This is a genomic window from Leptolyngbya sp. FACHB-1624 (assembly GCF_047649235.1).
Taxonomy (GTDB): domain Bacteria; phylum Cyanobacteriota; class Cyanobacteriia; order Leptolyngbyales; family Leptolyngbyaceae; genus Leptolyngbya; species Leptolyngbya boryana.
Genome location: NZ_CP180258.1, coordinates 2,882,087 through 2,904,548 on the forward strand (window position 1 = coordinate 2,882,087; position 22,462 = coordinate 2,904,548).

Here is a 22,462-nt window from a genome sequence, read left to right on the forward strand (position 1 = left end):
AAGACAAAATACTCTTGTAACCCTCTATGAATCAATGACGCTCACTAAGTCCCCAATGAGAGATCCAATTTTTGAAACAATTTGGAGATCGCACAGCTTGGAACGCTCAAGCAATTTCTTCTCTGGCTGACCCACTCCTAATTCATGCAGAATTACAGATGAGTCCGGATAGCCGCTTGCGAGAAACTGCAAAGCGCCTTTTTGATGCACAAAATGCTCCGAAGGCAATCTGTGTATACCATTAAACTCTTTTGAGAAGAACGGCTGATGAACTTAAAAACCAGCGATGAATATGAAAAATACTTGCTCCCGTCTGAACGTCTATAATTTCTCTTAAGCCGCTTTCGAGTAAACCCTATGACAACTGTTGCTATTCTGCCCATCTCTGATGTTAATGGCGATCGCATTTATCAAGCAATCGCGCTGCAACCCGGATCGAGCGACAGGAGCTCCACCGGGAGAACCGCAGGTGAGGCTCTAGACGCTTTAACCGCACAATTGGGACAGGGTGAATTGCATCCATTCTTTGTGATTCAGAACTTTCAGCCAGACGGGTTCTTTAGTGCTGAACAGCAAGCCCGGTTGTCGAAATTGATGGAGCGCTGGCGAATACTGCGCGATCGTAATGAAACCTTACCTTCGGATGAACAGGCTGAATTAGACCAATTAGTGGCAGATGAATTAAAAGCTGCAACTGCTCGATCTGCTGCACTCAGCCAACAACTGACTTCATGAATCCGCTCTATACGCTTGTCGCTGCTCGTGCTGCACATCGCTGCGAATATTGTTGTGCGCCTGAATTAGTGTTCAATTTTCCCTTTGAAGTGGAGCATATCATCCCTGTGAGCCGCTCAGGGACAGACAGTGAAGACAATCTCGCGCTTGCTTGTCGCTCTTGTAATTTGTATAAAGGCAATCGAATCAGTGGGGTTGATCCTGAAACCGGAACTGAAACTCGACTTTTCAATCCTCGTGAGGATACCTGGGATGAGCATTTTCAAGTGGAACCCCAATCGGGTGCAATCACTGGCATCACTGCGATCGCACGAGTAACGATTACTGCCTTAGAACTGAACAGTCCCCTTCAACTGGCGGCTCGACAGATTTGGGTTCGCCTCAGCTTATTTCCATAGCGTTTTACATCGGCTGAGAAACCTCGATCGAGCAGGGGCAATTGCGATAGAATGCTGGAAACCTCCTGCAGTCAAGGTTTGGAGCAAACTGGTGTAAAACTGGTGTACGCTTCTCGCACAACGTCTGAAACCCTTGAAAAATAAGACTTCTCCGGGGACTCATAAGCCCAAGGTCGCAAGTTCAAATCTCGCCTGAGCCATAGGTTTCAAAGGTCAGGGAAAAACATTACCCCAAATTACCCCTAAAACCGAAACACAACTGAATAGGATGGAACGCGATATCAAAGCGTATTCACAGCTTCTTAAGGGAAGAAATCCCAGTAAAAAGTTATGAATACCGATTTGATACCATGTCTCTTTGTGTGTTAGAAGCTGATTTTAATAGCTGGAAGTCTTATAGCGTGGTTCTAACACGCACTTGATTAGAGATTAGAAGTCCGCACTCGACGAACTCCACGTCTGGGAATCCTAAGCCCGTCCCTCAAGATTTGCGCCAATGGAAAATCAATGGACAGCCCGCCCGTTGAAAGTGGTTCAAGGGGTCGTGATTTCATCCCTGGTTATCGTGGTTCTCGCCTTCATCTACGGTAAGTTTGTTCACCATCCGTTGCGTATCTGGCTGGCGGATGGTGAATGGTGCGTAAGATTTTCTCCAGATGGATCAGGAAAAGTCCTCTATGGCTCCGAGTGCGATCGCTGAGTGTAGGGAATTCTATCTAAACGGGCAATGCGCTGCTCGTTTTAGGCTATGAGCTCATCTGCGATCGCGCTTGATTCAATATTTTGCAGCACAAGTCACTGTTGAAGAAGTCTTTGCCGGTTGGGCTGCAACTAATTCGACCTTCCCGGTTTGGGGATGGCGATACCAAGTTGTTGCTTCTACGAGCATGGCAGTCTGAGTTGGAACTGGCGCGATCGCAGGTTTGTGAAAAGCCGAGAGATCACGCATATCATTCCAGGCACGATCGTGGGGCACGTTCTGAGTTGGATTTTGAGGAATCCCACCACGTCCTGTAATCACAAAACTACTGCCTTGAGTACCGGAACAGGCAGCAGTGACTTGTTGATTTGAATCAATCAGTGTGGTGGATAACTCGACTAAGCCAGAGTTCGGGTCAACTCCCACATTGTTGACCTCAACGGTGCCATTCACGCCGAATTCAGAACTAGCCGTAATGTCGTTTTCTGGGGTTAAGCGATCGCGATACTGCAACCCAATCATGCCCTGAGTGGTGATTTGAATGTTTCCACCTCGTCCCTTCTCAGCATTGGCGACAATATCACTATTTTCTAGGCCAACAGCGATCGGAGCATTCAGAATGATATTACCGCCATTTCCAAATTGGCTAGCTCTGGCACTAATCAGGCTTTGGTGTCGCATGAGTAGTAGATCGCGCGTTGTGATCTCCAAGTTACCCCCATTACCAACCGCAGTGGCAGTTCTAATTTGACCTTGATTGTCTAACTCAATCGAGTTGGCTTGAATTTGCAAGCGTCCAGCATCTCCACTGCCTACATTCTCAGCCGCAATGTATCCTTGATTCCTGACCCGAATGTTGGGTGAAGTAATCGCTAAGTTTCCACCATTGCCAGTTGGTAACGCTGGTAATCCGTAAATTCGTCTAAACGTGGGAGGTAAGAGTTGTCCTGAAGCTGTAATCCGGCTTCGCTGGCTTACAACTGAGCCAGACCCATCGATATCAATGAATTCACTGGCATGAACAGTGAGGCTACCCGCATTGCCAGCTCCAGACGTACTTGCAGAAATGAGTCCTGAAGCTCCCAGACTTAGCTGTTTTGTGTCGATCAAAATTGAGCCAGCATCTCCACCAAACAATGTCGTTGAGACAATATTGGAGCCTCCAGCAGTACCGGAATTTTCACCAAACAGGGAGATTGTATCGGCGCTGACCTGCACATTTCCACCCCGAGCACCGCCCAACACAAGCGATGTAATTCCAGCTCCTTCTCTCACCGATAAATTAGAGGTCGTTACCGTTGTGTTTCCACTGCGACCGCCGCCGATGTAGGTTCGCGTCAGAACTCCACCTGCACGGGATGGATCGAAGGCAGCGAATCCAGAAGCCAGGATAGAGTCGGTTGCATTCACGACAATATTGCCACCGCTGCCTCCATTTTTGTAAGTCGTCGAGAAAATGGCGCTGCCATCTCGGGTTACAACCTGTCTTGCTGACACGTCAATATCTGCTCCGTGGCTACTGCCGATGTTTTCTGACAGAATCAAACTTTGATCTTTCTTCGGCAAGAATCCGTTGATTTCTAATACGTCTGCATCGACTTTAATCCGACCCGCAGCTTGTTGTCCCTGGTGCTGAATAAATACGGCAGAACTTTCTTGAATCCGAATGCCTTTCCCTTGTAAATGAATTGATCCACTCGGGTTGCCACTTGCATCAATCAGTGCAGCACGAGTGAGAGCAATGTCTGAAAAACTAGGAACAGCATTATAGTTGAATTCCCAGTTGGGAGTTGCGGTGTTGAGCTTGATCGTACCTGTGCTTACACTTCCTAATTCCAACTGTCCACTTTCAGCAATGAGAACTCCTCCATCCAAAAATACTCCATTGCCGAGCAGGACTAATTTTTGTCCTGGTGGAACCTTGAGTCCTGCAAGATTTGGATCACGCGTGACAGAGCTTGTGAATGTGGGTGGATGCAGAAGATTGTGCCCTTGTCCTTGGACCCGAATACTGCTTGAGGTTGCGCCGAACTGTACACCAATTGGCGCACTCATCGTCAACAAGGGCAGACTACTAGGCTTGACTGCACTAAACTCCGTTCCATCGGCAAATTGGATGCTATTGCCAGTCGTTCCGATAAAGGAACCACCAATATTCAACTGTGCATTGACTCCAAATAGAATGCCGTTGGGATTAAGCAGAAACAGACTCGCAGTGCCATTGGCTTTGAGGAGTCCATCAATATTGGAAGCGCCGCCTCCGGTAACGCGGGCGAAGATGGTCTGGACATCTGTAGCGTTGTTGAAGAGAGCAGAGCCACCTGTGGGAATGGAGAGTTGGCTGAAGCTATGAAATAGATTGTTGCCCGATCGAGTACCTCCATCGATCATGAAGTCGAGATTGTTAGGCGTTGTGACTGCAGTTGGCAAGGTGCCATCGGGAATGACTTGTGCCTGAACGCGAGCAGTCTCGACGATAGTTTCACCCAACAGTGCAACCATGCTTCGACAGAGCCAACCTAACGTGAGCATAGCCCGCTTCATTCCCGTCTGACCTCACAACCTGATATGTCAAACGTAGAGTGCCCGTGAACAGAGAAATATAATCTTGATTAGTTAAGCCTGCGTCCCTAGGCTTCGTGCCTGAAGTGGTTGGATTGACTGACTTCATTGATTAAGTGCAGGAGTGTGATCGCGCTCCCAAAAATAAAAAGCCACCCCACGAGCAGGTAGCATCCGGTTCATAGAACGATCGTAATTATGCGATTGAAGAATTTGCAGAACTTATAAAAAAGGCAAAGTCACGGCATCCAGTTCAAGAACGATCGTACCTTCCGCGATCGCGTCGCAAAAATCGCGAAATTTGGGAAAGTTGAACAAAAGATCATTGCCATTTGTGGTGTCCCGTCCTTGTGGCGGGATTTTTTGTGTGAAGAATGATTGGCAATCGATTGTCAGCTTGTTTGATCATCCAACCGACTGAGAATTTCTCTTGCCACGCGATCGGCTTGTGCGATCGTTTGCTGGATTTCGACATACCACTGGGATTGCTTCCCGGTTTTCAGTCGGTTCTGACTGACTCGACGTTTCCCAGCTTGGGTTTTGGCTCCCGTTGATTTGAGCCACGGTTTGAGCGTCAGCATCATCTGCTGTTGTCGCTCTCGCCGTTCCTGAGTCCATCTCCCCGCCATGAATTCCCCCTAACTGATTGAGTTGCTTGTCAACGTAATTTTTAATAAATTGCGTCGGTTTCTTCGGATTTTTGATGGTGTCGATCGCTAGAATCAGCTTTCGGCATGAATTTGATGCCTTAAACGCGAGTTCAAACAATGACTGTGCGATTTGAGGCTGTTTCAAATTCATCGCAGCAAGATTGGTGAGTTGCAGGGTTAAGGATTCCATGACCACCAATTGCACCGTCAGCGCTCGAACGGAGGCTTTAGAAAAGTCCTCTTCCATCTCGCGAACGCGATCGTCAACTGCTCCGAGATAGCCAGCGAGTTCTTTTGATCCTTCAACAAGATTGCCTTTGCAAATCATGAGAGACGTTGCCGCGCCGAAACCGGGATCTTTTGTGGCACGAATCCCTACTCTCGGATCGCCTGTTAAGTCGATCGATCTGCTCACGCTGTCGGCATAAGCATTGGCAAGCTTCAAATCCTTCAGGGAATCAAGGTGCTTTAGGATATCCATATTTTTCAGAATTGTTCCTATTCAAACTATAGCGCTCGATTTTAGTTCTCCCTTTGCCAAAAATCGTTCAAACTAATAGAGTATGGGTGTTCTAGATAAATTAAAAATAGTTTGGAGTTGAACGGATGCCACGCAATAAGAATCGCATCAAAATCAAGCATCGTCCGCATTCGAGCCAATCGCATAATATTCACGACTGGCAGCCGTGGCAACACTCAACGGGTGCAAAAACACCCGAAGGTAAGGCGAAAGTTGCTAAGAACTTGCACCTTAGCCCTGCTTACCGTGAGTGGCGGCGCATTTGCACCCTGTTGGAACTCGATCCGAAAACGACGTTCAAAATTGATCTAGAAATTCCTTTTACGATCGCAACTCGACTCCGTGGCAAAGCTGATTTTGAGCCGTTCCCCGTTCGCTTCAAATGCCGATTGAGTAAGGATAGAAGCCGAATTCTGAGCAAATCATTTGAACAAAAATACTATAGGGGATCTGGGAAATACAGTGCAGCCGCAATTGATGAAGTAACGGCGATGCTATCGAAGATCGTGCGCGCGCTGTAATGTGACTTTTTTGGACAATAAGCATGAGGCAGTCAAAAAACTGAATTCTTTGACGTCACAACAGGAGGGATCAAATGAATTAATCATCATGAATCTTTCCCTCGAAACTCTTCTGCAAGAGAGATCGCTTGCCCTTGAAGCCGCACGAGCCAAAACTGCAAAATCGGCATTGTTGAGAAAGCTCACGGATTTTCGATCGCTCCATCAGAATCGCACTGGGAACCTTCGCTTGGATGGCTCAGAAGTGGCGCGGCTCGTCGAACTGATTGGTGATAAAAATCCCGCTCTGGCGCAAAGACTTTCAGGCTATCGGAATCAACTCAGAAGCGAAATCACGCTGTTACCGCATGAAGTCAATTCTCTCATAGCGATCGTCGAGCGTTCTTGATCGAGCCGGTAAACGGCTCCGGTATGTGGCTCCCGTCCTCCATCTCTTCAATACTGAGGCTGTGAAACTCATTCCATGTGGAATAAGTTGAGATGTTGCATTCCATCTCCTCAGTGCTGAGGATGTAGCTATCCTGCTCGAAAATGAGCGGGGTTATCCCTCGAAACACTATAGGCTTAAATCCTTTCTCGCCAATCGTTTGAGAGGATTTTGCCGCGAAAATACTATGGGCTGAAACGCCGTTTTTATCGAATTGAAAAAGTTAGGGGGGAGTCCCCATCGGTTTTAGTTCCTCAATCAGGCGATCGCTGGAATGCTCAAAGCCTTACAGGACAAGAAAGTCCGTTCCTCAAACGGAGCGATCTCTGGCTAAATGTCCTCCACAGGGACATTCTGATCTTGTACGTCGAATTTAGTGCAGCACCCTAAACCCATTGCCCTATAACGGCTTTAGCCATTTTTAAGCGGTTTAGTGCAGTGGTAGCGCACCACCCTCAAACTTTTACGTAGAAAGGCTTCATCAGGAAAATCGCTGTTTTGGCTGAGTTTCAGGGATTTTCGCTCTCGGTACTCTGTCCATCACGCAGATAACCAATATTCTTCTAGTTTTGAAATCCTCTCTATATAATGCTTCAAGCGTGAGACTGAATCAAGACTAAAACTCTGGACTAAAAAAGGACTGACTTGGACTAACTCGGATCACAATGCGATCGCACTTCCCTGTCTCACCTGTGCTAATTTTGTTAGCGTTGATTGCGCGAATTGTCTCAACCCAAGATTGAAACTAGACGTAACTGAAACTTCTTTCTATGAGGATAAAAACCGCGCCTTGTGGGTATATGCGATCGTTCCTCATCCAATTCGCAATTGGTTGTTACCATTGGCACTGCCCGATCGTTGGCTAGACAGGTTTTTTGGCAAAAATCTAGGTCTACTGCCGAAGCAATAATTTCTATCTGAAGTCAGCATCCCGACTCACTTGATCGAGTGTATGGATGGCTTCACTTATCTGCCTTGATAGTTCTGCTCAATCCACAGGCGTAGCTCTGCTTCGGAGTCTGCATAAACACACTCACCAGTCTGAGGGTCAAAGGCGTACCACCATTGGTCGCTGCCTTGTTCGTATTGGTACACTTGCAATTCTGTGCCACCGAAAAGTACCTCAGCAACTCTCTGCTTGAACGCTTTGAGTCTAGAAGAGAGCGATCGTCTATCTCGATGTGGAGCGGCTGTCGGTGCAATCTGCTGTCTTTCTTGCTCCAATAATTTCATCAATTGGAGATCATTGACTGCTTGAGCAGCTTCGATACGGCGTGCAAGGGCAGCCATCATGTTGTCCTGATGTTTGGCAAACGTTTGGGAAACGTTTGGATTAATTGTGCTAGTCATCATAAGCTCAGGGAATAATGGTGATTTGTTTTATTCATGACTATACAATATTTTCTGTAACCGAAGCTACAAAAGTTGTCTTTCCCTAACATGAATCGGTAATGTTCTAGACCTGTTGGGGAATAACTTTACCTCAAAGTGAAACTCCGACAATTTCAGCTTTCTGTCATCAGATCAAGCAGCTTTCAAGTAGAAATTCCATAATCCAGCGGCAGTCAGCATCAAATGGTCATCAAAATCCTTGATCCGAGCACTGCGTGACGCAAGCAAGTGCGATAAATTGCACTGACCGCACCATAACGCTTGATGCCTGCGAAAGCGTTCTCACAAACGACTCGCGACTGGCTCAAACTGCGATTTTCTTGCTTCTGTTTCTTGCTTAGCTCACCCCCTCTAGGCTTCTTGTGTGGAATGCGAATGTTCGTATACTCAGATTGCAAGCCTTGAAAGCCCAGGTCTACTTCGATGGGAATCTCGTCGGGAATGCGAAACGCAATCTCTTCTTCGGTTTCAAATCGTTTATCGTGAAGCTTTCCCTCACGGGCATGGCTCAACACTAACACTCGCTTGGATTGATCTACTGCCGCGAGATGCTTGCAAGTATGTCGGCGCTTTTTGCCAAAGTAGTTCTGCGTCTGAGCTTCTGAATTCTGCGGACGTTGAATTGGGCGCTCTGTCCCATCAATCATCACCCGCTCGACTCCTGGAAACATTTCCAGAAATGCTTCAATACTCCGCAGCTTGCGCTCTGGTAACACCATCTCCTGTCCTAAAGCTGCCTCAAGCACAGGCTGTAATTCGTGCATCCATTCATGCTTCTGTGAACGGTCAAGGTCAAACAAGATGCCTGCTAAATCAAACGTCGGGTAGCATTTGAAGTAAAACAGGATGTAGAACAATTTCGCTTCGATACTTTGTAATCTTGCTTTGCGCCCGCCGCCTCTGGCTCGTTTTCGCACGGGCTTTGCCGCAATTCGACTGGTTTCATACGCTTGCTCGAAACTGGGCAGCAAGGCATCAAAAGCGTTTCGATTCAGCCCGGTTAATGCTCGCAGCAGGCGATCCTGGTTCAGTGCGCGTTCAAGGTTCAGCATGTGGCGGCATACTGTTGGTCTTGTCTATTATTACCTATTTCCCAACAAGTCTATTGATAGAAGTCAATTGCTAAAGATATAGTAACTTCTCACCAATCCTCGAAGCGTTGACGTAGTTGTTCGCGATAGCGTTTCGCGCTCAGTTGATATTGCTTTAGGTGAAAGTGTCTTCGAATTGGGTCAAAAGCAGCAATCGAAATTTCGGCGCAAAAATCGAAAAAAGGATAGATGTGGGTAATTTCTGGAACATGCACAATGCATCAGAACGAACAATAGTTTCAGGCTATTTTGTTACTTCTTGCATTCACGTAGCATTTAACAACCTGCAAAAATTCGCGCAAAACACCTGAAGTACTATCTGGTCGCCATACGATAGCCGTTTCAACTTGTGGTGTTGTTTCTCGTAATGACTTGTAGACTACGCCGACTCGTTGTAGATTTTGTAGCGATGCTGGAACTAATGCAACTCCCATTTCTGCTGAAATTAATCCAATAATTGTTTGCATTTGGATTGCTTCCTGCATCACCTTTGGACTGAAGTTCACTTGCTTGCAGAAGCTCACAATCTGATCATACAAACCGGGTCCCAAATGGCGCGGAAACAGAATAAAAGATTCATCAGCAAGCGAATCCATCGAAATTATTGTTTCAGTTGCCAATGGGTGAGATTCAGGCAAGACAACGACTAAAGATTCTTTCAAAATAGATTCTGACTGCAAGCGATCGTCCTTAAGGGGAGGATGACAAAAACCAATGTCGATCCGCTGATTGTGCAATGCTTCTTCCTGCTGAGTCGTCGTCAATTCTTGTAGTACAAGCTCAACTTGTGGGAAGTGATGTCGAAACTGATGCAGGATAGTCGGCAGAACATCATAAACTACAGAGCTAGTAAATCCGATCGTTAAAGTTCCAGTCTCACCTCTGCCCGCACGTTGTGTGTCATAGATTGCCTGTTCCAGTTGAGCCAGGATCGGGTAAGCCGCCTGCAACAAAACTTGCCCTGCCTCGGTTAGCTGAACTTGCCGCTTGGTGCGACGGTGAAACAGTGCTACGCCTAATTCAGTTTCTAACTGCTTGATTTGTTGGCTCAACGGAGGTTGAGCGATGTGTAAACGCTCGGCAGCGCGATTGAAGTGAAGTTCTTCCGCAACCGCCACAAAGTAACGCAGGTGTCGCAGTTCCATTTTTTGATATGTTTCTCGTCTTAAATCTATCAAAACATATATTGGACATCTCAAAAATCGCTTTTTATACTCCAGAAACAATCCATTAAGAGCAAGCAACACCATGCCCGAAAATTTGAGAAGCCAAACGATTACTCAAGGCATTGCGCGATCGCCGAATCGTGCCATGCTCCGTGCAGTCGGATTCGAGGATACTGATTTTACAAAGCCGATCGTGGGAGTCGCGAGTGCTCAGAGTACAATTACGCCTTGCAATATGGGAATTGCGCCGCTGACTGTTCAAGCAGAATCAGGAATTCGTACAGCAGGCGGAATGCCTCAGATGTTTGGCACGATCACCGTAAGTGATGGGATTTCGATGGGAACAGAGGGAATGAAGTATTCGCTCGTGTCGCGAGATGTGATTGCAGATTCAATCGAGACGGTCTGCCATGCTCAAAGCCTGGATGGTGTATTAGCGATCGGCGGCTGCGATAAGAATATACCGGGAGCCATGATTGCAATGGCACGAATGAATATTCCCGCCATTTTTGTCTATGGTGGCACGAGCAAACCTGGACATCTCGATGGAAAAGATTTAACAGTTGTCAGCGTATTTGAAGCGGTGGGACAGTACAGCACTGGAAAAATTGAAGAATCAATGCTGTATGCAGTCGAGCGCAATGCTTGTGCAGGTGCAGGTTCTTGTGGTGGAATGTACACTGCGAATACGATGTCTGCTGCATTTGAAGCGATGGGCATGAGTTTAATGTATTCCTCTACCATGTCCAACATTGACCCTGAAAAAGCTGAGAACACAGCACTTGCTGGGAAAGTGTTAGTCGAAGCCATTCGGAACCAACTTTTACCGCGTGACATTATTACTCGCAAGTCAATTGAAAACGCAGTTTCAGTGGTGATGGCGATCGGTGGTTCAACGAATGCGGTGCTGCACTTCTTAGCGATCGCCCATTCTGCGGGTGTGCCTTGGACGCTTGATGATTTTGAAATCATTCGTCAACGAGTGCCTGTCCTCTGTGACCTCAAGCCATCCGGTCGCTATGTCGCGACAGATTTGCACAAAGCAGGCGGCATTCCTCAAGTGATGAAAATGTTGCTCAAACAGGGCTTGATCCATGGCGATTGTTTAACGATTACAGGAAACACGATCGCGCAATGCCTCAAAGACGTTTCTGAATCACCACGTCCATCCCAAGAGATCATTCGTCCTTGGAGTCATCCACTCTATGCGACTGGACATCTAGCCATTCTCAAAGGCAATTTAGCTCTCGAAGGAGCCGTGGCAAAAATCACAGGGGTCAAAAATCCTAAACTGACTGGACCTGCTCGCGTATTTGACTCAGAGGAAGCCTGTTTAGAGGCGATTCTCACAGGCAAAATCAACGCAGGTGATGTTCTCGTCATTCGCTATGAAGGACCGAAAGGAGGACCCGGTATGCGAGAAATGTTAGCTCCGACTTCGGCACTGATTGGTGCAGGGTTAGGCGACTCGGTGGGGCTGATTACGGATGGACGCTTTTCTGGCGGAACCTATGGCATGGTGGTTGGTCATGTTGCGCCTGAAGCCTTCGTCGGAGGCGCGATCGCGCTGGTGCAAGAAGGAGATGAAATTACGATCGATGCTCATGCTCAATTGCTGCATCTTAATGTTCCAAACGCAGAACTTGAACAGCGTCGCGCAACTTGGCAACCGCCTACACCCCACTATCAGCGAGGCGTACTCGCAAAATATGCAAAATTGGTTTCGACCAGCAGTTTAGGAGCTGTAACTGACTTACAGCGGTTTCTAAATGAATAAGCCACAATGAGCGAACCAAGCGATTGCATCCTCCTCCGAGATTTTTTCAGTCACAATCTCAGTCAAAGCTTGATTGAGAGCTTCCAAAGATCGGGCTTTAGCAGAGCGTAGTAACTGCTTGAGTTTCGACCAACACAACTCAATCGGAGATAAGTCTGGAGAATAAGGTGGCAGGAAGACAAGTTGTGCGCCAGCAGATTCAATCGCTTGCCGAACTCGTTGAGCATGATGCACAGGAAGATTATCCATGACCACAATTGCTCCGACCCAAAGTTGCGGGATCAACACTTCGAGCAAGTAGACGACAAAGACCTCGGTATTGACACTACCCAGAATCGTCATTGTCGCAATGAGTCCTTCTAGTCCAATGGCACCAATCAACGAGATGTTTTGTCCAACATTGCGTGGACGGACATCATGCACTCGCTCTCCCTTCGCAGCACGACCATTCATTTGGGTCATGCCCAAATGAATGCCTGCTTCATCGACAAAGACCAGATTGCGAAGGTCAATGCTGAAGCTCCAATGTCGGAATGCAAAACGTAGCGCTTGCACTCGCTTTGTTTCGGCTTCAGTTGCCCTAAATGTTTTTTTTGACGCTCAGGTTCATCTGCTCCCGCACTCGCCACATCGTCGAGATGCCGACTTGAACAGCACATTCTTGTTCGAGTCGCTCACACAATTCCCACAACACAAGGTCAGGTTGCTGTTTCAACCAGTCGGCAATCAGGGCTTGCTCCTTCACACCGATTTTTGCGACGGCTCCACCCCCATGCGGTTTAGGGTGCACCGTCTTCTGCTCTCGGTAGTGGCGCATCAAGTCTCGCACAAACGACAAGCTGACCTTGAACCGTTTTGCCAGTTGGCGTTGACTTCCTTCTTTCGCCTCGTAAGCATCCAGAATGCGTTGGCGTAAATCGACCGAGTAGGCAGCAGGCATTGCTCATTCCTCATGACTGCTGCTAAGGTGCCCATTCTGTGGCAGACCCAATCAGAAACCGCTGTAAATTGAGATTTTGTCCAATGCCTCGATTGAAATTAAAGAATATCGGGGCAATTGAACAAATCTGGCAATTCTTTAACGGCAAAATTGAGGAATAGGGCGACTGTAGCACCTCAGCTCCTTGCATAAAATCCAGGATCGCACCGTGTACTTTGCTTACAGCACTTCACCTTCTGGAGTGCTCGTTTTTCAGTTCTATCCAATCTATTTTTCCCAGAAATATTATGGCAATTTTCGCTTTTTCTGCGGGCGGGTACCTGGCAATTTTGGGCGACAACCTCGATAACACCATTAAGGTGAGTCGAGATGCGGCGGGCGCGCTCTTAATCAATGATGGAGCCGTCTCCATTTTCGGATCTCGCCCCTCTGCTTCGCGTACCCAACAGATTGATGTATTGGGCTTCGGCGGCAACGATACGATTACCTTAGATACAACCCTCGGTGCATTGCCTGCGACTCGGCTCTTTGGAGGATCTGGCAGCGATGTTCTGCGATTTACAGGAAGTGCTGACGCTGAACAGTTCGATGTTTCTGCCAATTCTAATCGAGTTCGCCTCACCCGCAACCTTGGCAACAGTGCAGTAGACTTGGACGGCATTGAGCAACTCGATCTCAATCCTTTGGGTGGAGCAGATACCGTTACGGTTAATCCTCTAGCTACAACCGCACTCCGCACGATTAACTTCAATTTAGAAGGCAGTGTTAGCCACGGAGATGGAGCACTTGATCGTCTGATTGTGAATGGAACGAATAACGCAGAAACGATTGATGTTACGGGGACAGGCACTGGTAGTTATTCCATCAGCGGATTGTCTGCAATCATCAATGTCAAAGGGTCGGAAGCAACGGATTCGTTAGCGATCAACACCTTCGGAGGAAATGACACGATTCGCTCTACCCTTCCTGCGTCAGTGGTGCAATTCACCGTCGATGCTGGAGCAGGCGATGATACTATGCTTGGCGGAGCAGGTGTAGAGACTTTCTTTGGCGGTGACGGGAATGATATCGTCGATGGCAATGGTGGTAACGACATTGCTTTTCTGGGTGCTGGCGATGACCTCTTCATTTGGGACCCTGGCGATGGCAGTGATGTCGTGGAAGGGCAAGCGGGCAGTGATACTCTACGCTTCAATGGCTCCAATGGTAATGAAGTGTTCGATGCTTCTGCAAATGGGGGGCGAGTTCGCTTTTTCCGTGACCTTGGCAACATTGTTATGGATTTCGATGATGTAGAACGGCTCGACCTAAATGCGCTCGGTGGTGCTGACTCCATCACGGTAAATAATTTGACTGGAACCGATCTGAGTCAAATTGCCCTGAATCTGGCAAACAATGGCACGGGTGATAGTCAAGTCGATACGATCGCAATTAGCGGGACGAATGGAAATGATACGATTACGGCAAGTTCATCGAGCAGCGGGATTGCGATCGCAGGTTTAGCTGCCAATATCACGATCGTTGGCGCTGAAACAACAGACACCCTCACTCTGAATGGCTTAGCCGGAGACGATACCATCAACGCCAGTGGCTTAGCAGCGAACTTAATGCAACTAGCCCTCAATGGCGGACTTGGCAACGATACGTTCTTTGGCAGTGCGGGCAATGATCTTATCAACGGCGGAGATGGCACGGATACGGCATTTATGGGAGCGGGCAACGATACCTTCATCTGGAACCCAGGGGATGACAACGATGTAGTCGAAGGGCAAGCAGGCAGCGACACCCTACGCTTCAACGGTGCAAACGTTGCTGAGACGTTTGACGTATCTGCAAATGGGGGTCGAGTTCGGTTGTTCCGTGATGTTGCCAACGTGACGATGGATTTTGATGATGTAGAACGGTTGGAACTCAATGCCTTGGGCGGGGCAGATACCATCACGATCAACAACCTAGCAGGCACCGATCTGAGTCAAGTTGATCTCAATTTAGGGGCAGGAGACGGGGCACAAGATTCGATCATTATCAATGGCACGAACGCTGATGATGTCGTAGTGTTGGCTGCATCTGGCAATGCCGTTAATGTTATTGGATTAGCATCGAATATCGCGATCGTAGGAGCAGAGAGTAACAATGACAAACTGACGATTAATGCACTCGCTGGTAATGATGTCGTCGAAGCCAGTTCTCTTCCTGCTGTGATTGGGCTGACAGCAGATGGCGGCGATGGCGACGACATTCTTAATGGTGGTGATGGCAACGATGTTCTTCTCGGTGGTCCTGGGGATGATGTTCTTCTCGGTGGTCCTGGGAGCGACGTGCTCGACGGTGGTTCTGGGAATAATGTCGTGATTCAGTAAAACGTGAACAAGATGCTAATTCTCGCCCGCTCCTAGAACGATCAGTTTAATTCGCATCATTTGCGATCGCAGTCTTGCCCATTCTCGAAAAGTCTGGGCTTTTTGTTTGTCCAGTGCGCTGAGATTGCCTAAGAACTGCGTTGTTTCGCCGTTTCCTAATCTGTAGTCCAGCTCAATTAATTTGTGCTGCAAAGCCTGCCTACGAGCGATTTCTTGAGAGATTTGAAACTCTCGACGGGTTTGATCAAAGTCGAGAACTTGAAGGATGACATTCTCACGTAACTTCGCCGCAATCTCACCCCGTTTATTTTGAATTTCGGCAAGTTTGACCTGTAAATCTCCGATCGCGATCGCTCGACTTTGAGCAGCAGCATCGCCACCTGTCGCATTCCTGAATAAGGGCACACCTACCAGGGGCAGAATCTCATTCACTGAATTGAGCGTATTACCGAAGAACAAATCCCCGATGCGATTGAGAATGCCTTTCTTTCTCGCTGGCTGACCTGGAACAGTAGGAACATCTTCGACTTTGATCCAGGACTGCACCAAGGGTTCAAACACACCAAGTTGAACCGTTTTGATGTTATTGCGCTTTGCCTCATCGACTTTCTGTTCGATGACCTTCACCCGTTCATCGATCGCTTTTAGTTCGGGGGAAGTCTCGATCTCTTTTTGCTGCAATTGCTGGATGCAGGCATCCGACATATCCAAGCAGGGCAAATCACCGAGCATTCCTTTCCAGAGGTCATCATTGATGCGGATTTGGATTAAGCGATCAAGCGAGTCTCCAGCCGGATTAAGGGGGTTCTCGTCGGCTTTGAGTGCGTCGGGATCTTCGGTCTTTTCCTCGCTCGACTCTTCCGGCTCTGATTCATCTTTGAGAATTTGAGGATTGGAAGGGGGGCGTTTCTGGCTTTGATTCGTCTGAGTCGCCGGAACTGGCTTGCTTTGAGCGAGGGGTGTTTCGCAGATCGCCCACAATAAGAGTAAGTTCAACAGTGAGAATTTGATTATTCTGACCTTTCCATTTAACCCGTTGAACTTTGGCATTGTAGGCACTCTTGACGATCGATAGGTTGGTAAGTTGTGTTTCTAAGTTTTGAAGTTGCACATTCACTTGAGCAAGTTGGAAAACGCGATCGCGCTCTTGCTGTTCATGTTCTTGTAACTGTCGCTGATATTCTTGCTGCTGGCGTTCAAGGTCGATGCTGCGCTTACTGATTTCTAGTGAATGCTCGTACTGCCGATATTGATAGTTTTCCTTGGCGCGATCGAGCTTTGCTCTTGAGAGTTCTAATTCTGCTTTGGCTTGTTTCACATCGCGCTCTCGTTGCCGCAGTTTCTCTTGTTCGTGGGGCAGAGTGCTAGGGGGAAGATCACTTGGATTGAAGCCTTGCAGTAAATCGATTTTGCGCTGTTGTCGGTTCCAGTCCTGCTCAACTTGCTGAAGGGCGACTTGTTTACGATCAATTTCTGCTTCTTCTTCGATAAATGAGGGGGTTGGAAGATTGGCAATTCCTGATGCGGCTTTGGGTGCGAGGGGTTTGATTGGGGCTTGTTTGAGTCGATCGAGTTGGATCAAGACTTGAGCTTTCTGCGCTTCTAATCGTTGGCGCTCACGAGTGCGATCGCTTAATACTTGACCCATTACAACGATGTCACCTTCTCGGACTTTCAAATCTTCCGGCGCGGATAAGCTGAGTTCTAGGGTGAAGCGCTTCGCTCTGGCGTTAGAAACTGAGGAAGCTGTGGGAGTTGGGATAATGGTGGGAGTCGGACTCGGAGTTGAATTCTGCGCCTGGGCAGTACAACTTGTTAGGAGCAAACTCACTGTAAATATTAACAGTCGATTCATTGAGAATGAGGGCAATCACTTTGAGTAGTGTGCCCTTGATGAAGAGTCCAGTCATAAGGAGGACAACTGCAATGCACCAGAACTTTGAAGTATGTTGTTCGTATCAGAAATCGTTTGCGTCCGGTGATCGCGAACTTTGGGCTTGCTTCGCAAAGATTTCAAAATCGTTCGTCCCGAATTGCAGGAAGCATAGCTCACGGACATAGAATGCAGCAGATAGATTTAGAAGTGCGCTAACTACCTTAACTACGTCATGCAAAGGTATTAGTTCCCCTCCCCCCGACGAACTGCCTCTGCCAATGGGACAGAGAGTGAATCCTCCGTATTGAGGTAACCAAGTTGCAAACAGGTAACTCCCAATTCGTTTTGTCTGAAGCTTTCTCGTAATGCATCACCAATGCCCGTAAGAGCAAACCTTGATGCACCGAACGTGACTTCCGGGCGACCGCTCTGTCGTAGACCGGATGTTGGTCTAGTCAGAATTCACCAGGGTTGAGAACTGTTGAGAAGCTTCGGGATGAGCCGTTTTAGAAGGAGAATTGCACCAGCAATATTAATGTTTACTATCTCATGTCAATATCTAAGTAGGTAAACATAATTAAGTTAAAACCTCTTCGTGCAAACTCCTGGCTTCGCCATCCTGCTTGTCAAGGGGAATTACAGGGGATATTTCGGGAAGCGCTATCTTACAAATCATTCCGTTAATCTACTTATTAACGTAAATACACCACTACCGCTTTCTATAGGATTATCGTATGGGAAAGCTTTGTTCCAATCGTAGACGACCTCGATTGCGCCTCCATTCTTGCGAAGTTCGCCTTCGCCGAAAATGACCAAGTCCGCACTTGTAGCTGGGATCTCTAGTCCCTTGCACAGCACATTGATGAGACGTGAAATAATCAAATTTTTGGAAACCAACATGCAATCAACATAGAAGTTGATCTCTCGGTGACTTCCGATCCACCCTGGACCAATATCGGGATAGACGATCCATCCCACTCCAACGCGAGCTTGTTCTACAAGAAGGCAAAACGTAGCTAAGTCAGGAACTTCAAATGGCTTTGATGTCACTCATCGATCTCTCCAAGAACTTAACGCCGCCTAACTATTGTTGGGACTGAAAAATTCCGCCTAAGATCCCAATTTGAGGAACTTAGCCCAACAACTTTTCCGCATAATACCCCTCTGTAGGAATCTTAGCCTGAAATCTTCTGTATTTTTTCCACTAGAGAAGGCACTTTTATCTGTCTAAGATCCCCAATCAAAGGATTAGGTAGACACCTTAACATGACTCGATCAGGAAAGCAGCTTGATCAGGTTTCAGAGATCTCTAGCAACCCTCTGGACAAAACTTCACTGCGGTCGCGGACTAATCACCTTCACCATCAACGTCCCCGTTACATACTGCTCACCCAAATGCTGTAGAGCCGACTCAATCGGGTGAAATGTCATCGTTACCGTCTTATCTACCAGTTTCGCTGTTTGTAATCGATTCGCATCGATCGCAATCCTCACATTCTCAGGCATATCCACCACGATCGAGCCACCAAGCAAAATCAAAGCGTTGGGCTGTGATGCTGCAACCTCCTGAAGTTTCGGCACGATCTCCTCATCCATAAATGAGATCGTTTGTAACTGAGTTGTAGCAGGATTTCCGATCGTCGCAGTAATCCGCTCAGTCAAAATCTGCTGACCCGTTTTGAGAAATCCGCCCTTGCCATCCGCCACGATGAACGAATCGCCTTCATTAGCAACGACGAAGTATTTCCCATCAGCGCGAGTGCGATCGCTTGCCCAAATCCCCTTCACATCCACCCAAACATGATTCGTCGCTGACTTCTTGTTATACCATCACTCATGCCTAATGCCGTTGTAACCTGCTGAGAGAGTCCGCCACTGCTGCCAATGTGCAACCCTAGAACGAGTAAGAAAAGCGCGATCGCTAATACCCAATACTCACCCGTTCCACCCGTTGTAATTCGCCGCTTTGGATTTGAAACGCTCCAGCACCAAGCCGGAACCGGATAAAACCATTGCACCCCTTTCACCGTAAAGCAGTCGGAAATGCAGGTTAGCAGGTGTCCGAGTGGCAGGGATAGCCAGATGAGAAGATTGTTTGTGAAGTAACCGATCGGAAGTGCGATCGCGCAAAGGAATCCGGTTGCTAACAGGCTGTGCGTGATCGTTCGATGCGGGAATCTTGCCTCAAACCATCGACTTACAGGAAAGAAGATTTGCCCGATATAACTTGTGGATGTGTCCAGGTCTGGAAGCTGTGACCCGATTAGCGATAGGAAGAGTGCTAAGGGTTCAGCGGTTCCGAGAATTAGGGAAGTGCCTGCGGTTGCGATCGCGGCATGAGTCACGGACATCATAAGGCGCAAGAGTTCTGAAACTTGCTTCTAGATTGCCCTCGCTGTTTCTAGTACAGTCCTATTTGAGAGAGATCGTCTTAGAACGTTTACGTTTTAATTTCCGATAGGAAAGCCAGCCAAACATCAAGGCAACTGGAACTCCTGCGATCACGCTAGGTTCCGGGATTACCTCAGAACTCGTCAATTGCACCGTGCCGTAAGCGAGACCAGCATTATTAAATGCAGCGGCAAAGCCATTACTCGATATGGCAAGCGATGAACTTTCATCACTCGTGCCAACCAGAAAACCCTTGAGTTGATAGCTTCCTGTATCGGTTCGGTTGAATGAAAAGTAAGTAGTAGAACGACCAATCGAGGAGTCGTTCACTTGTGTGTAGCGACGGTTGAAGAAATCAAGAGAGAGGCTAGTTGGTCTCTGAGCATAGTAGCCAAACGGTGGTCGTGCATAGGGATCGAAAAAGTTATTCTCGTTGTACTGAATTTGGGATTCATCGAACGTCAAAGTTCCGAAACCCTTTGTTCCGACTGGCGGCAGTCGATCGGAATCAAAAGATCGATCAACTGTTATTTCAAAGTTACTCACGATCGTCGCATTGAGCGGACTGGAAATGCTGCTGAGTCCAATCCAACCGATCGTCGCAAGAACAGTCGAAAAAGTACGCATGATCAAGCCATCGATACGATGACTAAATTGTAGGTCTGCGAATCAGTCTTGGGTAATGCAAAGAATTAATTTGTAAATAAGGAACCGTGAGGTTCAAAAGTCCTGACGGTCATCCTTCGCGTTGCTGTACATTCTCAAGCTGCCGTCCCAAAAGCTCAAGAATCTTAGCCCTAAACAAATCCGGTAATTCCTCCCATTGATCGCTATTCGCAAACAGCACGACAACAGAATCGGCAAAGACCGCAAAATCCTCAAACCCGTACTCATCAAACTTCTTCAGCAACATATCCAACGTTCTCACTGCCCTAACTTCCTTCTCGTTCCCGACACTCTACCCAACTGTTTCAACGCCATTCCCACGGTCAAACAAACGCCACCTGTGATGTAAAGCCCTTTATTGTTAGTTCCCAAACCCACAAAGCGCACTACTGCAAACGAGAACAGTGCAGCAACCAGAATCGGCATGATTACAATTCCTTGGGTGTGTTCTACTTTGTCTTGCTTCATGCCCAACTTTTCGCGCTGAATCACTTTCCGCGCAATCATCGGGTTTCGTCCCGCAAGTGGCTGTAATTCTGCGATTCGCGACTGATCAATCTGCAATCCGAGTCTCTGTGCCTCCGATGTCATCACATTGCGGATATGAGCGTCTGATGGCAGTTCTAGCTCGACTTCCAACATCCGCAGAAACATATCACGACCAGGATTGATCGGACTGAATGCAACGACTCTTACGCCGGATGCGATCGCATCTTCCAACCAGTACCGAATACTCGCCGGAAGTCGTTTCGCTTCAGGCAGGATGAACAACCAATCATCAGAAGCATTTGAGAGAATTTCGTCCTTCATCTCATCAACGCTCATCGGCTTGAATTTGCCCTCGCCGACTTCGATTTCAGTCGGACATCCAACCTGTTCAGCCAGCGACTTGAAGAAGGTTTTCGTCGTGCCCTTGTAGGTTTCAGTCGCGCAGGTGAATTCACCCTCGAAACGATCTCGAACGGAAACAGCGAGATCATCGACTCCTGATCCCGTTTCTCCAATGACAAGAATGCTGTGACCGGATTCGACCACAGCACACACCTTATTGAGAGCTTCTTGATTTACGCTGCTGTTTGTCGGCTCTGGCGCAGTTGTTCCATTAACTTGTCCGCGATCGCGCTTGGATGAAAATTTGGGCGAGTTGCCTCCTCGGTACGTTCGACTTGCGCTTTAAGGTCTTCAGGTAGATCGTCCTTGGTCATCCGGTTCGCGACTTCTCGAACGACTTGCGGAATCATTGCCAATTCGGAAGCCTTCAATTCAGCGGCTGCTCGAAAGATTTGCTTGCCCAAACCATTCTCGATAGTCGGTTCTTCTACTGCGGGGATCGGTTCTGCTAAATCACCACCTTCCACTGCGGCGAGGTTAGCAGGATTTACAGGTGCAAGTTCTCCGCCTTCACTATCAATAAATCCGTCCATCTCTCCGGTTTCTCGAATGTGTTGATCGAGTCGCTTCATTCGATCAAATTGCGATTGGTCGAGGTAAGCCTTTCCTTTTTCATCCTTGTGAGCTTTGATGCCGAGAAACTTTAATCGCTCGTAATACTGAGCAGATTTGATATCAAATTCTCGTTGAAATTCGTCCGGTCGGTACTGCATCTCAGTGGTGGAATTCTGGTTAGCAGTGGCGGAATTCTGGTCAGTCATAGCGGAAAACATTTGAATCAACTGTGCATATTATGTGAGTCTCGCAAAAAATTTCGTGTCCGAGACTCTACCGGAATTCCGATCAACGATCGTAAAGACTTGATGAAGACCGGAAACCGGAATGTTCCACAATTGAATTGGTTCGGTTCAATCTTTCTCACTGTAATTATTTACAGTTAATTCTCAATCCCAATTAGGAATCCCGCTGATCATAGGGAGATATCTTAATAGGCTCTACCTCGATCGTTGAATACAAAATTGGCAACCATGCGAGCAGAAGAAATCCAACCAATACAGGCGACGCAGAAGGCTTTTTCAGATAGTATCGTCGCTCTCCCTCAACTAATCGAGACTCAATCACTCCGGCAATGTGTAAGTTTCGGGTCTGTCGCCTCACCTGTTCATAGGTCAGTCTCGATCTCTTAACTAATTCGTTGCGGGTAAGTCCATCTGTCTCATTGAGAATTGCCAGAATGCGCGATCGCGTTCCTCGTCCCTGTTTCGTTTGTTCGTATATCGACAGCATGAGATAGTACAAAACTGCTGCTGTCAAAGTGCCCGATGGGTGGGAAGCGATCGACAAACGAGCAGCGATCGCGCAGATTTCCAAACTGGCTGCATAAATTTCAGAACTTCAT

The 22,462-nt window shown here is 47.6% G+C and carries 26 protein-coding genes; 10 read left to right on the forward strand and 16 right to left on the reverse strand.

The window, feature by feature from the left end:
* The first annotated feature begins 71 nt into the window (after positions 1 to 71).
* The 4 genes from ACMUEV_RS13365 to ACMUEV_RS13380 all read left to right on the forward strand — a co-directional run bounded on the left by ACMUEV_RS13365 (position 72) and on the right by ACMUEV_RS13380 (position 1,833).
* Positions 72 to 245, forward strand: coding sequence for a hypothetical protein (locus ACMUEV_RS13365; RefSeq protein ID WP_190647562.1), 174 nt, complete (start codon positions 72 to 74; stop codon positions 243 to 245).
* Between the two features lie 112 nt (positions 246 to 357).
* Positions 358 to 735 carry a hypothetical protein gene (locus ACMUEV_RS13370; protein WP_190647564.1) on the forward strand — a complete coding sequence of 126 codons (378 nt, stop codon included), beginning with the start codon at positions 358 to 360 and terminating at the stop codon, positions 733 to 735.
* Entirely contained in the window at positions 732 to 1,133 is a 402-nt protein-coding gene (locus ACMUEV_RS13375; protein ID WP_190647566.1) for an HNH endonuclease, read from the forward strand. The genes ACMUEV_RS13370 and ACMUEV_RS13375 overlap by 4 nt, the downstream gene beginning before the upstream one ends.
* A 496-nt stretch (positions 1,134 to 1,629) precedes the next feature.
* Entirely contained in the window at positions 1,630 to 1,833 is a 204-nt protein-coding gene (locus ACMUEV_RS13380) for a hypothetical protein (RefSeq protein ID WP_190647568.1), read from the forward strand.
* Between the two features lie 75 nt (positions 1,834 to 1,908).
* Here the strand turns inward: ACMUEV_RS13380 and ACMUEV_RS13385 are convergent, their stop codons facing one another.
* Positions 1,909 to 4,377 (reverse strand): beta strand repeat-containing protein, encoded by a 2,469-nt coding sequence (locus tag ACMUEV_RS13385; protein ID WP_190647569.1) that lies wholly within the window; start codon positions 4,375 to 4,377, stop codon positions 1,909 to 1,911.
* A gap of 423 nt (positions 4,378 to 4,800) precedes the next feature.
* The gene (locus ACMUEV_RS13390; RefSeq protein ID WP_242044227.1) at positions 4,801 to 5,526 is read right to left on the reverse strand and encodes a hypothetical protein; all 726 of its coding nucleotides are present in this window, start codon (positions 5,524 to 5,526) and stop codon (positions 4,801 to 4,803) included.
* A 125-nt stretch (positions 5,527 to 5,651) separates the two neighbouring features.
* Between ACMUEV_RS13390 and ACMUEV_RS13395 the strand changes: the two genes are divergently transcribed.
* The 4 genes from ACMUEV_RS13395 to ACMUEV_RS13410 all read left to right on the forward strand — a co-directional run bounded on the left by ACMUEV_RS13395 (position 5,652) and on the right by ACMUEV_RS13410 (position 7,423).
* Positions 5,652 to 6,086 carry a hypothetical protein gene (locus ACMUEV_RS13395; RefSeq protein ID WP_017288620.1) on the forward strand — a complete coding sequence of 145 codons (435 nt, stop codon included), beginning with the start codon at positions 5,652 to 5,654 and terminating at the stop codon, positions 6,084 to 6,086.
* Positions 6,087 to 6,174: 88 nt separating this feature from the next.
* Positions 6,175 to 6,474 carry a hypothetical protein gene (locus ACMUEV_RS13400; protein WP_190647571.1) on the forward strand — a complete coding sequence of 100 codons (300 nt, stop codon included), beginning with the start codon at positions 6,175 to 6,177 and terminating at the stop codon, positions 6,472 to 6,474.
* Positions 6,475 to 6,684: 210 nt separating this feature from the next.
* Positions 6,685 to 6,903 (forward strand): hypothetical protein, encoded by a 219-nt coding sequence (locus ACMUEV_RS13405; protein WP_190647573.1) that lies wholly within the window; start codon positions 6,685 to 6,687, stop codon positions 6,901 to 6,903.
* Positions 6,904 to 7,252: 349 nt separating this feature from the next.
* Complete coding sequence (locus ACMUEV_RS13410) at positions 7,253 to 7,423, forward strand: hypothetical protein (RefSeq protein ID WP_154660832.1); 171 nt, start codon at positions 7,253 to 7,255, stop codon at positions 7,421 to 7,423.
* A gap of 56 nt (positions 7,424 to 7,479) precedes the next feature.
* Here the strand turns inward: ACMUEV_RS13410 and ACMUEV_RS13415 are convergent, their stop codons facing one another.
* From ACMUEV_RS13415 to ACMUEV_RS13425, 3 genes are all read right to left on the reverse strand, one after another.
* Complete coding sequence (locus ACMUEV_RS13415) at positions 7,480 to 7,866, reverse strand: hypothetical protein (RefSeq protein ID WP_086371011.1); 387 nt, start codon at positions 7,864 to 7,866, stop codon at positions 7,480 to 7,482.
* A gap of 218 nt (positions 7,867 to 8,084) precedes the next feature.
* Positions 8,085 to 8,957, reverse strand: a complete 873-nt coding sequence (locus ACMUEV_RS13420; protein WP_190647575.1) for a transposase family protein — start codon at positions 8,955 to 8,957, stop codon at positions 8,085 to 8,087.
* A 278-nt stretch (positions 8,958 to 9,235) separates the two neighbouring features.
* A complete protein-coding gene (locus ACMUEV_RS13425; RefSeq protein WP_190647577.1) occupies positions 9,236 to 10,141 on the reverse strand; it encodes a LysR family transcriptional regulator in 906 nt (301 codons plus the stop codon).
* Positions 10,142 to 10,244: 103 nt separating this feature from the next.
* On the opposite strand from ACMUEV_RS13425, the gene ilvD reads away from it, so the two are divergent.
* The gene (gene ilvD, locus ACMUEV_RS13430) at positions 10,245 to 11,939 is read left to right on the forward strand and encodes a dihydroxy-acid dehydratase (protein ID WP_190647579.1); all 1,695 of its coding nucleotides are present in this window, start codon (positions 10,245 to 10,247) and stop codon (positions 11,937 to 11,939) included.
* Here the strand turns inward: ilvD and ACMUEV_RS13435 are convergent.
* Complete coding sequence (locus ACMUEV_RS13435; RefSeq protein ID WP_190647581.1) at positions 11,928 to 12,494, reverse strand: IS630 family transposase; 567 nt, start codon at positions 12,492 to 12,494, stop codon at positions 11,928 to 11,930. The genes ilvD and ACMUEV_RS13435 overlap by 12 nt on opposite strands.
* 25 nt (positions 12,495 to 12,519) lie before the next feature.
* Positions 12,520 to 12,879, reverse strand: coding sequence for a transposase (locus ACMUEV_RS13440; protein WP_190647583.1), 360 nt, complete (start codon positions 12,877 to 12,879; stop codon positions 12,520 to 12,522).
* Between the two features lie 287 nt (positions 12,880 to 13,166).
* Here ACMUEV_RS13440 and ACMUEV_RS13445 point away from each other — a divergent pair, with 287 nt between their 5' ends.
* Positions 13,167 to 15,239 (forward strand): beta strand repeat-containing protein, encoded by a 2,073-nt coding sequence (locus tag ACMUEV_RS13445; RefSeq protein WP_190647585.1) that lies wholly within the window; start codon positions 13,167 to 13,169, stop codon positions 15,237 to 15,239.
* A 15-nt stretch (positions 15,240 to 15,254) separates the two neighbouring features.
* Here the strand turns inward: ACMUEV_RS13445 and ACMUEV_RS13450 are convergent, their stop codons facing one another.
* From ACMUEV_RS13450 to ACMUEV_RS13490, 9 genes are all read right to left on the reverse strand, one after another.
* Complete coding sequence (locus tag ACMUEV_RS13450) at positions 15,255 to 16,289, reverse strand: hypothetical protein (RefSeq protein ID WP_415354774.1); 1,035 nt, start codon at positions 16,287 to 16,289, stop codon at positions 15,255 to 15,257.
* A 1,498-nt stretch (positions 16,290 to 17,787) separates the two neighbouring features.
* On the reverse strand, positions 17,788 to 18,165 hold the full coding sequence (locus ACMUEV_RS13455; RefSeq protein ID WP_190648797.1) for a hypothetical protein: 378 nt from the start codon (positions 18,163 to 18,165) through the stop codon (positions 17,788 to 17,790).
* A gap of 282 nt (positions 18,166 to 18,447) precedes the next feature.
* Positions 18,448 to 18,903 (reverse strand): hypothetical protein, encoded by a 456-nt coding sequence (locus ACMUEV_RS13460; protein WP_242044279.1) that lies wholly within the window; start codon positions 18,901 to 18,903, stop codon positions 18,448 to 18,450.
* Positions 18,900 to 19,469 carry a metal-dependent hydrolase gene (locus ACMUEV_RS13465; RefSeq protein WP_242044278.1) on the reverse strand — a complete coding sequence of 190 codons (570 nt, stop codon included), beginning with the start codon at positions 19,467 to 19,469 and terminating at the stop codon, positions 18,900 to 18,902. The genes ACMUEV_RS13460 and ACMUEV_RS13465 overlap by 4 nt, the downstream gene beginning before the upstream one ends.
* A 58-nt stretch (positions 19,470 to 19,527) precedes the next feature.
* A complete protein-coding gene (locus ACMUEV_RS13470) occupies positions 19,528 to 20,133 on the reverse strand; it encodes a PEP-CTERM sorting domain-containing protein (RefSeq protein WP_190648794.1) in 606 nt (201 codons plus the stop codon).
* 109 nt (positions 20,134 to 20,242) lie between these two features.
* Positions 20,243 to 20,419, reverse strand: a complete 177-nt coding sequence (locus ACMUEV_RS13475) for a hypothetical protein (RefSeq protein ID WP_348251655.1) — start codon at positions 20,417 to 20,419, stop codon at positions 20,243 to 20,245.
* Positions 20,420 to 20,430: 11 nt separating this feature from the next.
* Positions 20,431 to 21,207: a hypothetical protein gene (locus ACMUEV_RS13480; protein ID WP_190648788.1), complete on the reverse strand. Its 777-nt coding sequence runs from the start codon at positions 21,205 to 21,207 to the stop codon at positions 20,431 to 20,433.
* A gap of 29 nt (positions 21,208 to 21,236) precedes the next feature.
* Positions 21,237 to 21,824 (reverse strand): hypothetical protein, encoded by a 588-nt coding sequence (locus ACMUEV_RS13485; protein WP_190648785.1) that lies wholly within the window; start codon positions 21,822 to 21,824, stop codon positions 21,237 to 21,239.
* Between the two features lie 193 nt (positions 21,825 to 22,017).
* Positions 22,018 to 22,434 carry a hypothetical protein gene (locus ACMUEV_RS13490; protein WP_190648782.1) on the reverse strand — a complete coding sequence of 139 codons (417 nt, stop codon included), beginning with the start codon at positions 22,432 to 22,434 and terminating at the stop codon, positions 22,018 to 22,020.
* Positions 22,435 to 22,462 lie beyond the last annotated feature (28 nt).

Excerpts from the sequence above, each read along its gene's own strand:
- ACMUEV_RS13370 (WP_190647564.1), top strand. The coding sequence starts at position 358 with ATGACAACTGTTGCTATTCTGCCCATCTCTGATGTTAATGGCGATCGC.
- ACMUEV_RS13375 (WP_190647566.1), top strand. The coding sequence starts at position 732 with ATGAATCCGCTCTATACGCTTGTCGCTGCTCGTGCTGCACATCGCTGC.
- ACMUEV_RS13380 (WP_190647568.1), top strand. The coding sequence starts at position 1,630 with ATGGAAAATCAATGGACAGCCCGCCCGTTGAAAGTGGTTCAAGGGGTC.
- ACMUEV_RS13385 (WP_190647569.1), bottom strand. The coding sequence starts at position 4,377 with ATGAAGCGGGCTATGCTCACGTTAGGTTGGCTCTGTCGAAGCATGGTT.
- ACMUEV_RS13390 (WP_242044227.1), bottom strand. The coding sequence starts at position 5,526 with ATGGATATCCTAAAGCACCTTGATTCCCTGAAGGATTTGAAGCTTGCC.
- ACMUEV_RS13395 (WP_017288620.1), top strand. The coding sequence starts at position 5,652 with ATGCCACGCAATAAGAATCGCATCAAAATCAAGCATCGTCCGCATTCG.
- ACMUEV_RS13400 (WP_190647571.1), top strand. The coding sequence starts at position 6,175 with ATGAATCTTTCCCTCGAAACTCTTCTGCAAGAGAGATCGCTTGCCCTT.
- ACMUEV_RS13415 (WP_086371011.1), bottom strand. The coding sequence starts at position 7,866 with ATGATGACTAGCACAATTAATCCAAACGTTTCCCAAACGTTTGCCAAA.
- ACMUEV_RS13420 (WP_190647575.1), bottom strand. The coding sequence starts at position 8,957 with ATGCTGAACCTTGAACGCGCACTGAACCAGGATCGCCTGCTGCGAGCA.
- ACMUEV_RS13425 (WP_190647577.1), bottom strand. The coding sequence starts at position 10,141 with ATGGAACTGCGACACCTGCGTTACTTTGTGGCGGTTGCGGAAGAACTT.
- ilvD (WP_190647579.1), top strand. The coding sequence starts at position 10,245 with ATGCCCGAAAATTTGAGAAGCCAAACGATTACTCAAGGCATTGCGCGA.
- ACMUEV_RS13440 (WP_190647583.1), bottom strand. The coding sequence starts at position 12,879 with ATGCCTGCTGCCTACTCGGTCGATTTACGCCAACGCATTCTGGATGCT.
- ACMUEV_RS13445 (WP_190647585.1), top strand. The coding sequence starts at position 13,167 with ATGGCAATTTTCGCTTTTTCTGCGGGCGGGTACCTGGCAATTTTGGGC.
- ACMUEV_RS13450 (WP_415354774.1), bottom strand. The coding sequence starts at position 16,289 with ATGCCAAAGTTCAACGGGTTAAATGGAAAGGTCAGAATAATCAAATTC.
- ACMUEV_RS13465 (WP_242044278.1), bottom strand. The coding sequence starts at position 19,469 with ATGATGTCCGTGACTCATGCCGCGATCGCAACCGCAGGCACTTCCCTA.
- ACMUEV_RS13470 (WP_190648794.1), bottom strand. The coding sequence starts at position 20,133 with ATGCGTACTTTTTCGACTGTTCTTGCGACGATCGGTTGGATTGGACTC.
- ACMUEV_RS13475 (WP_348251655.1), bottom strand. The coding sequence starts at position 20,419 with ATGTTGCTGAAGAAGTTTGATGAGTACGGGTTTGAGGATTTTGCGGTC.
- ACMUEV_RS13485 (WP_190648785.1), bottom strand. The coding sequence starts at position 21,824 with ATGACTGACCAGAATTCCGCCACTGCTAACCAGAATTCCACCACTGAG.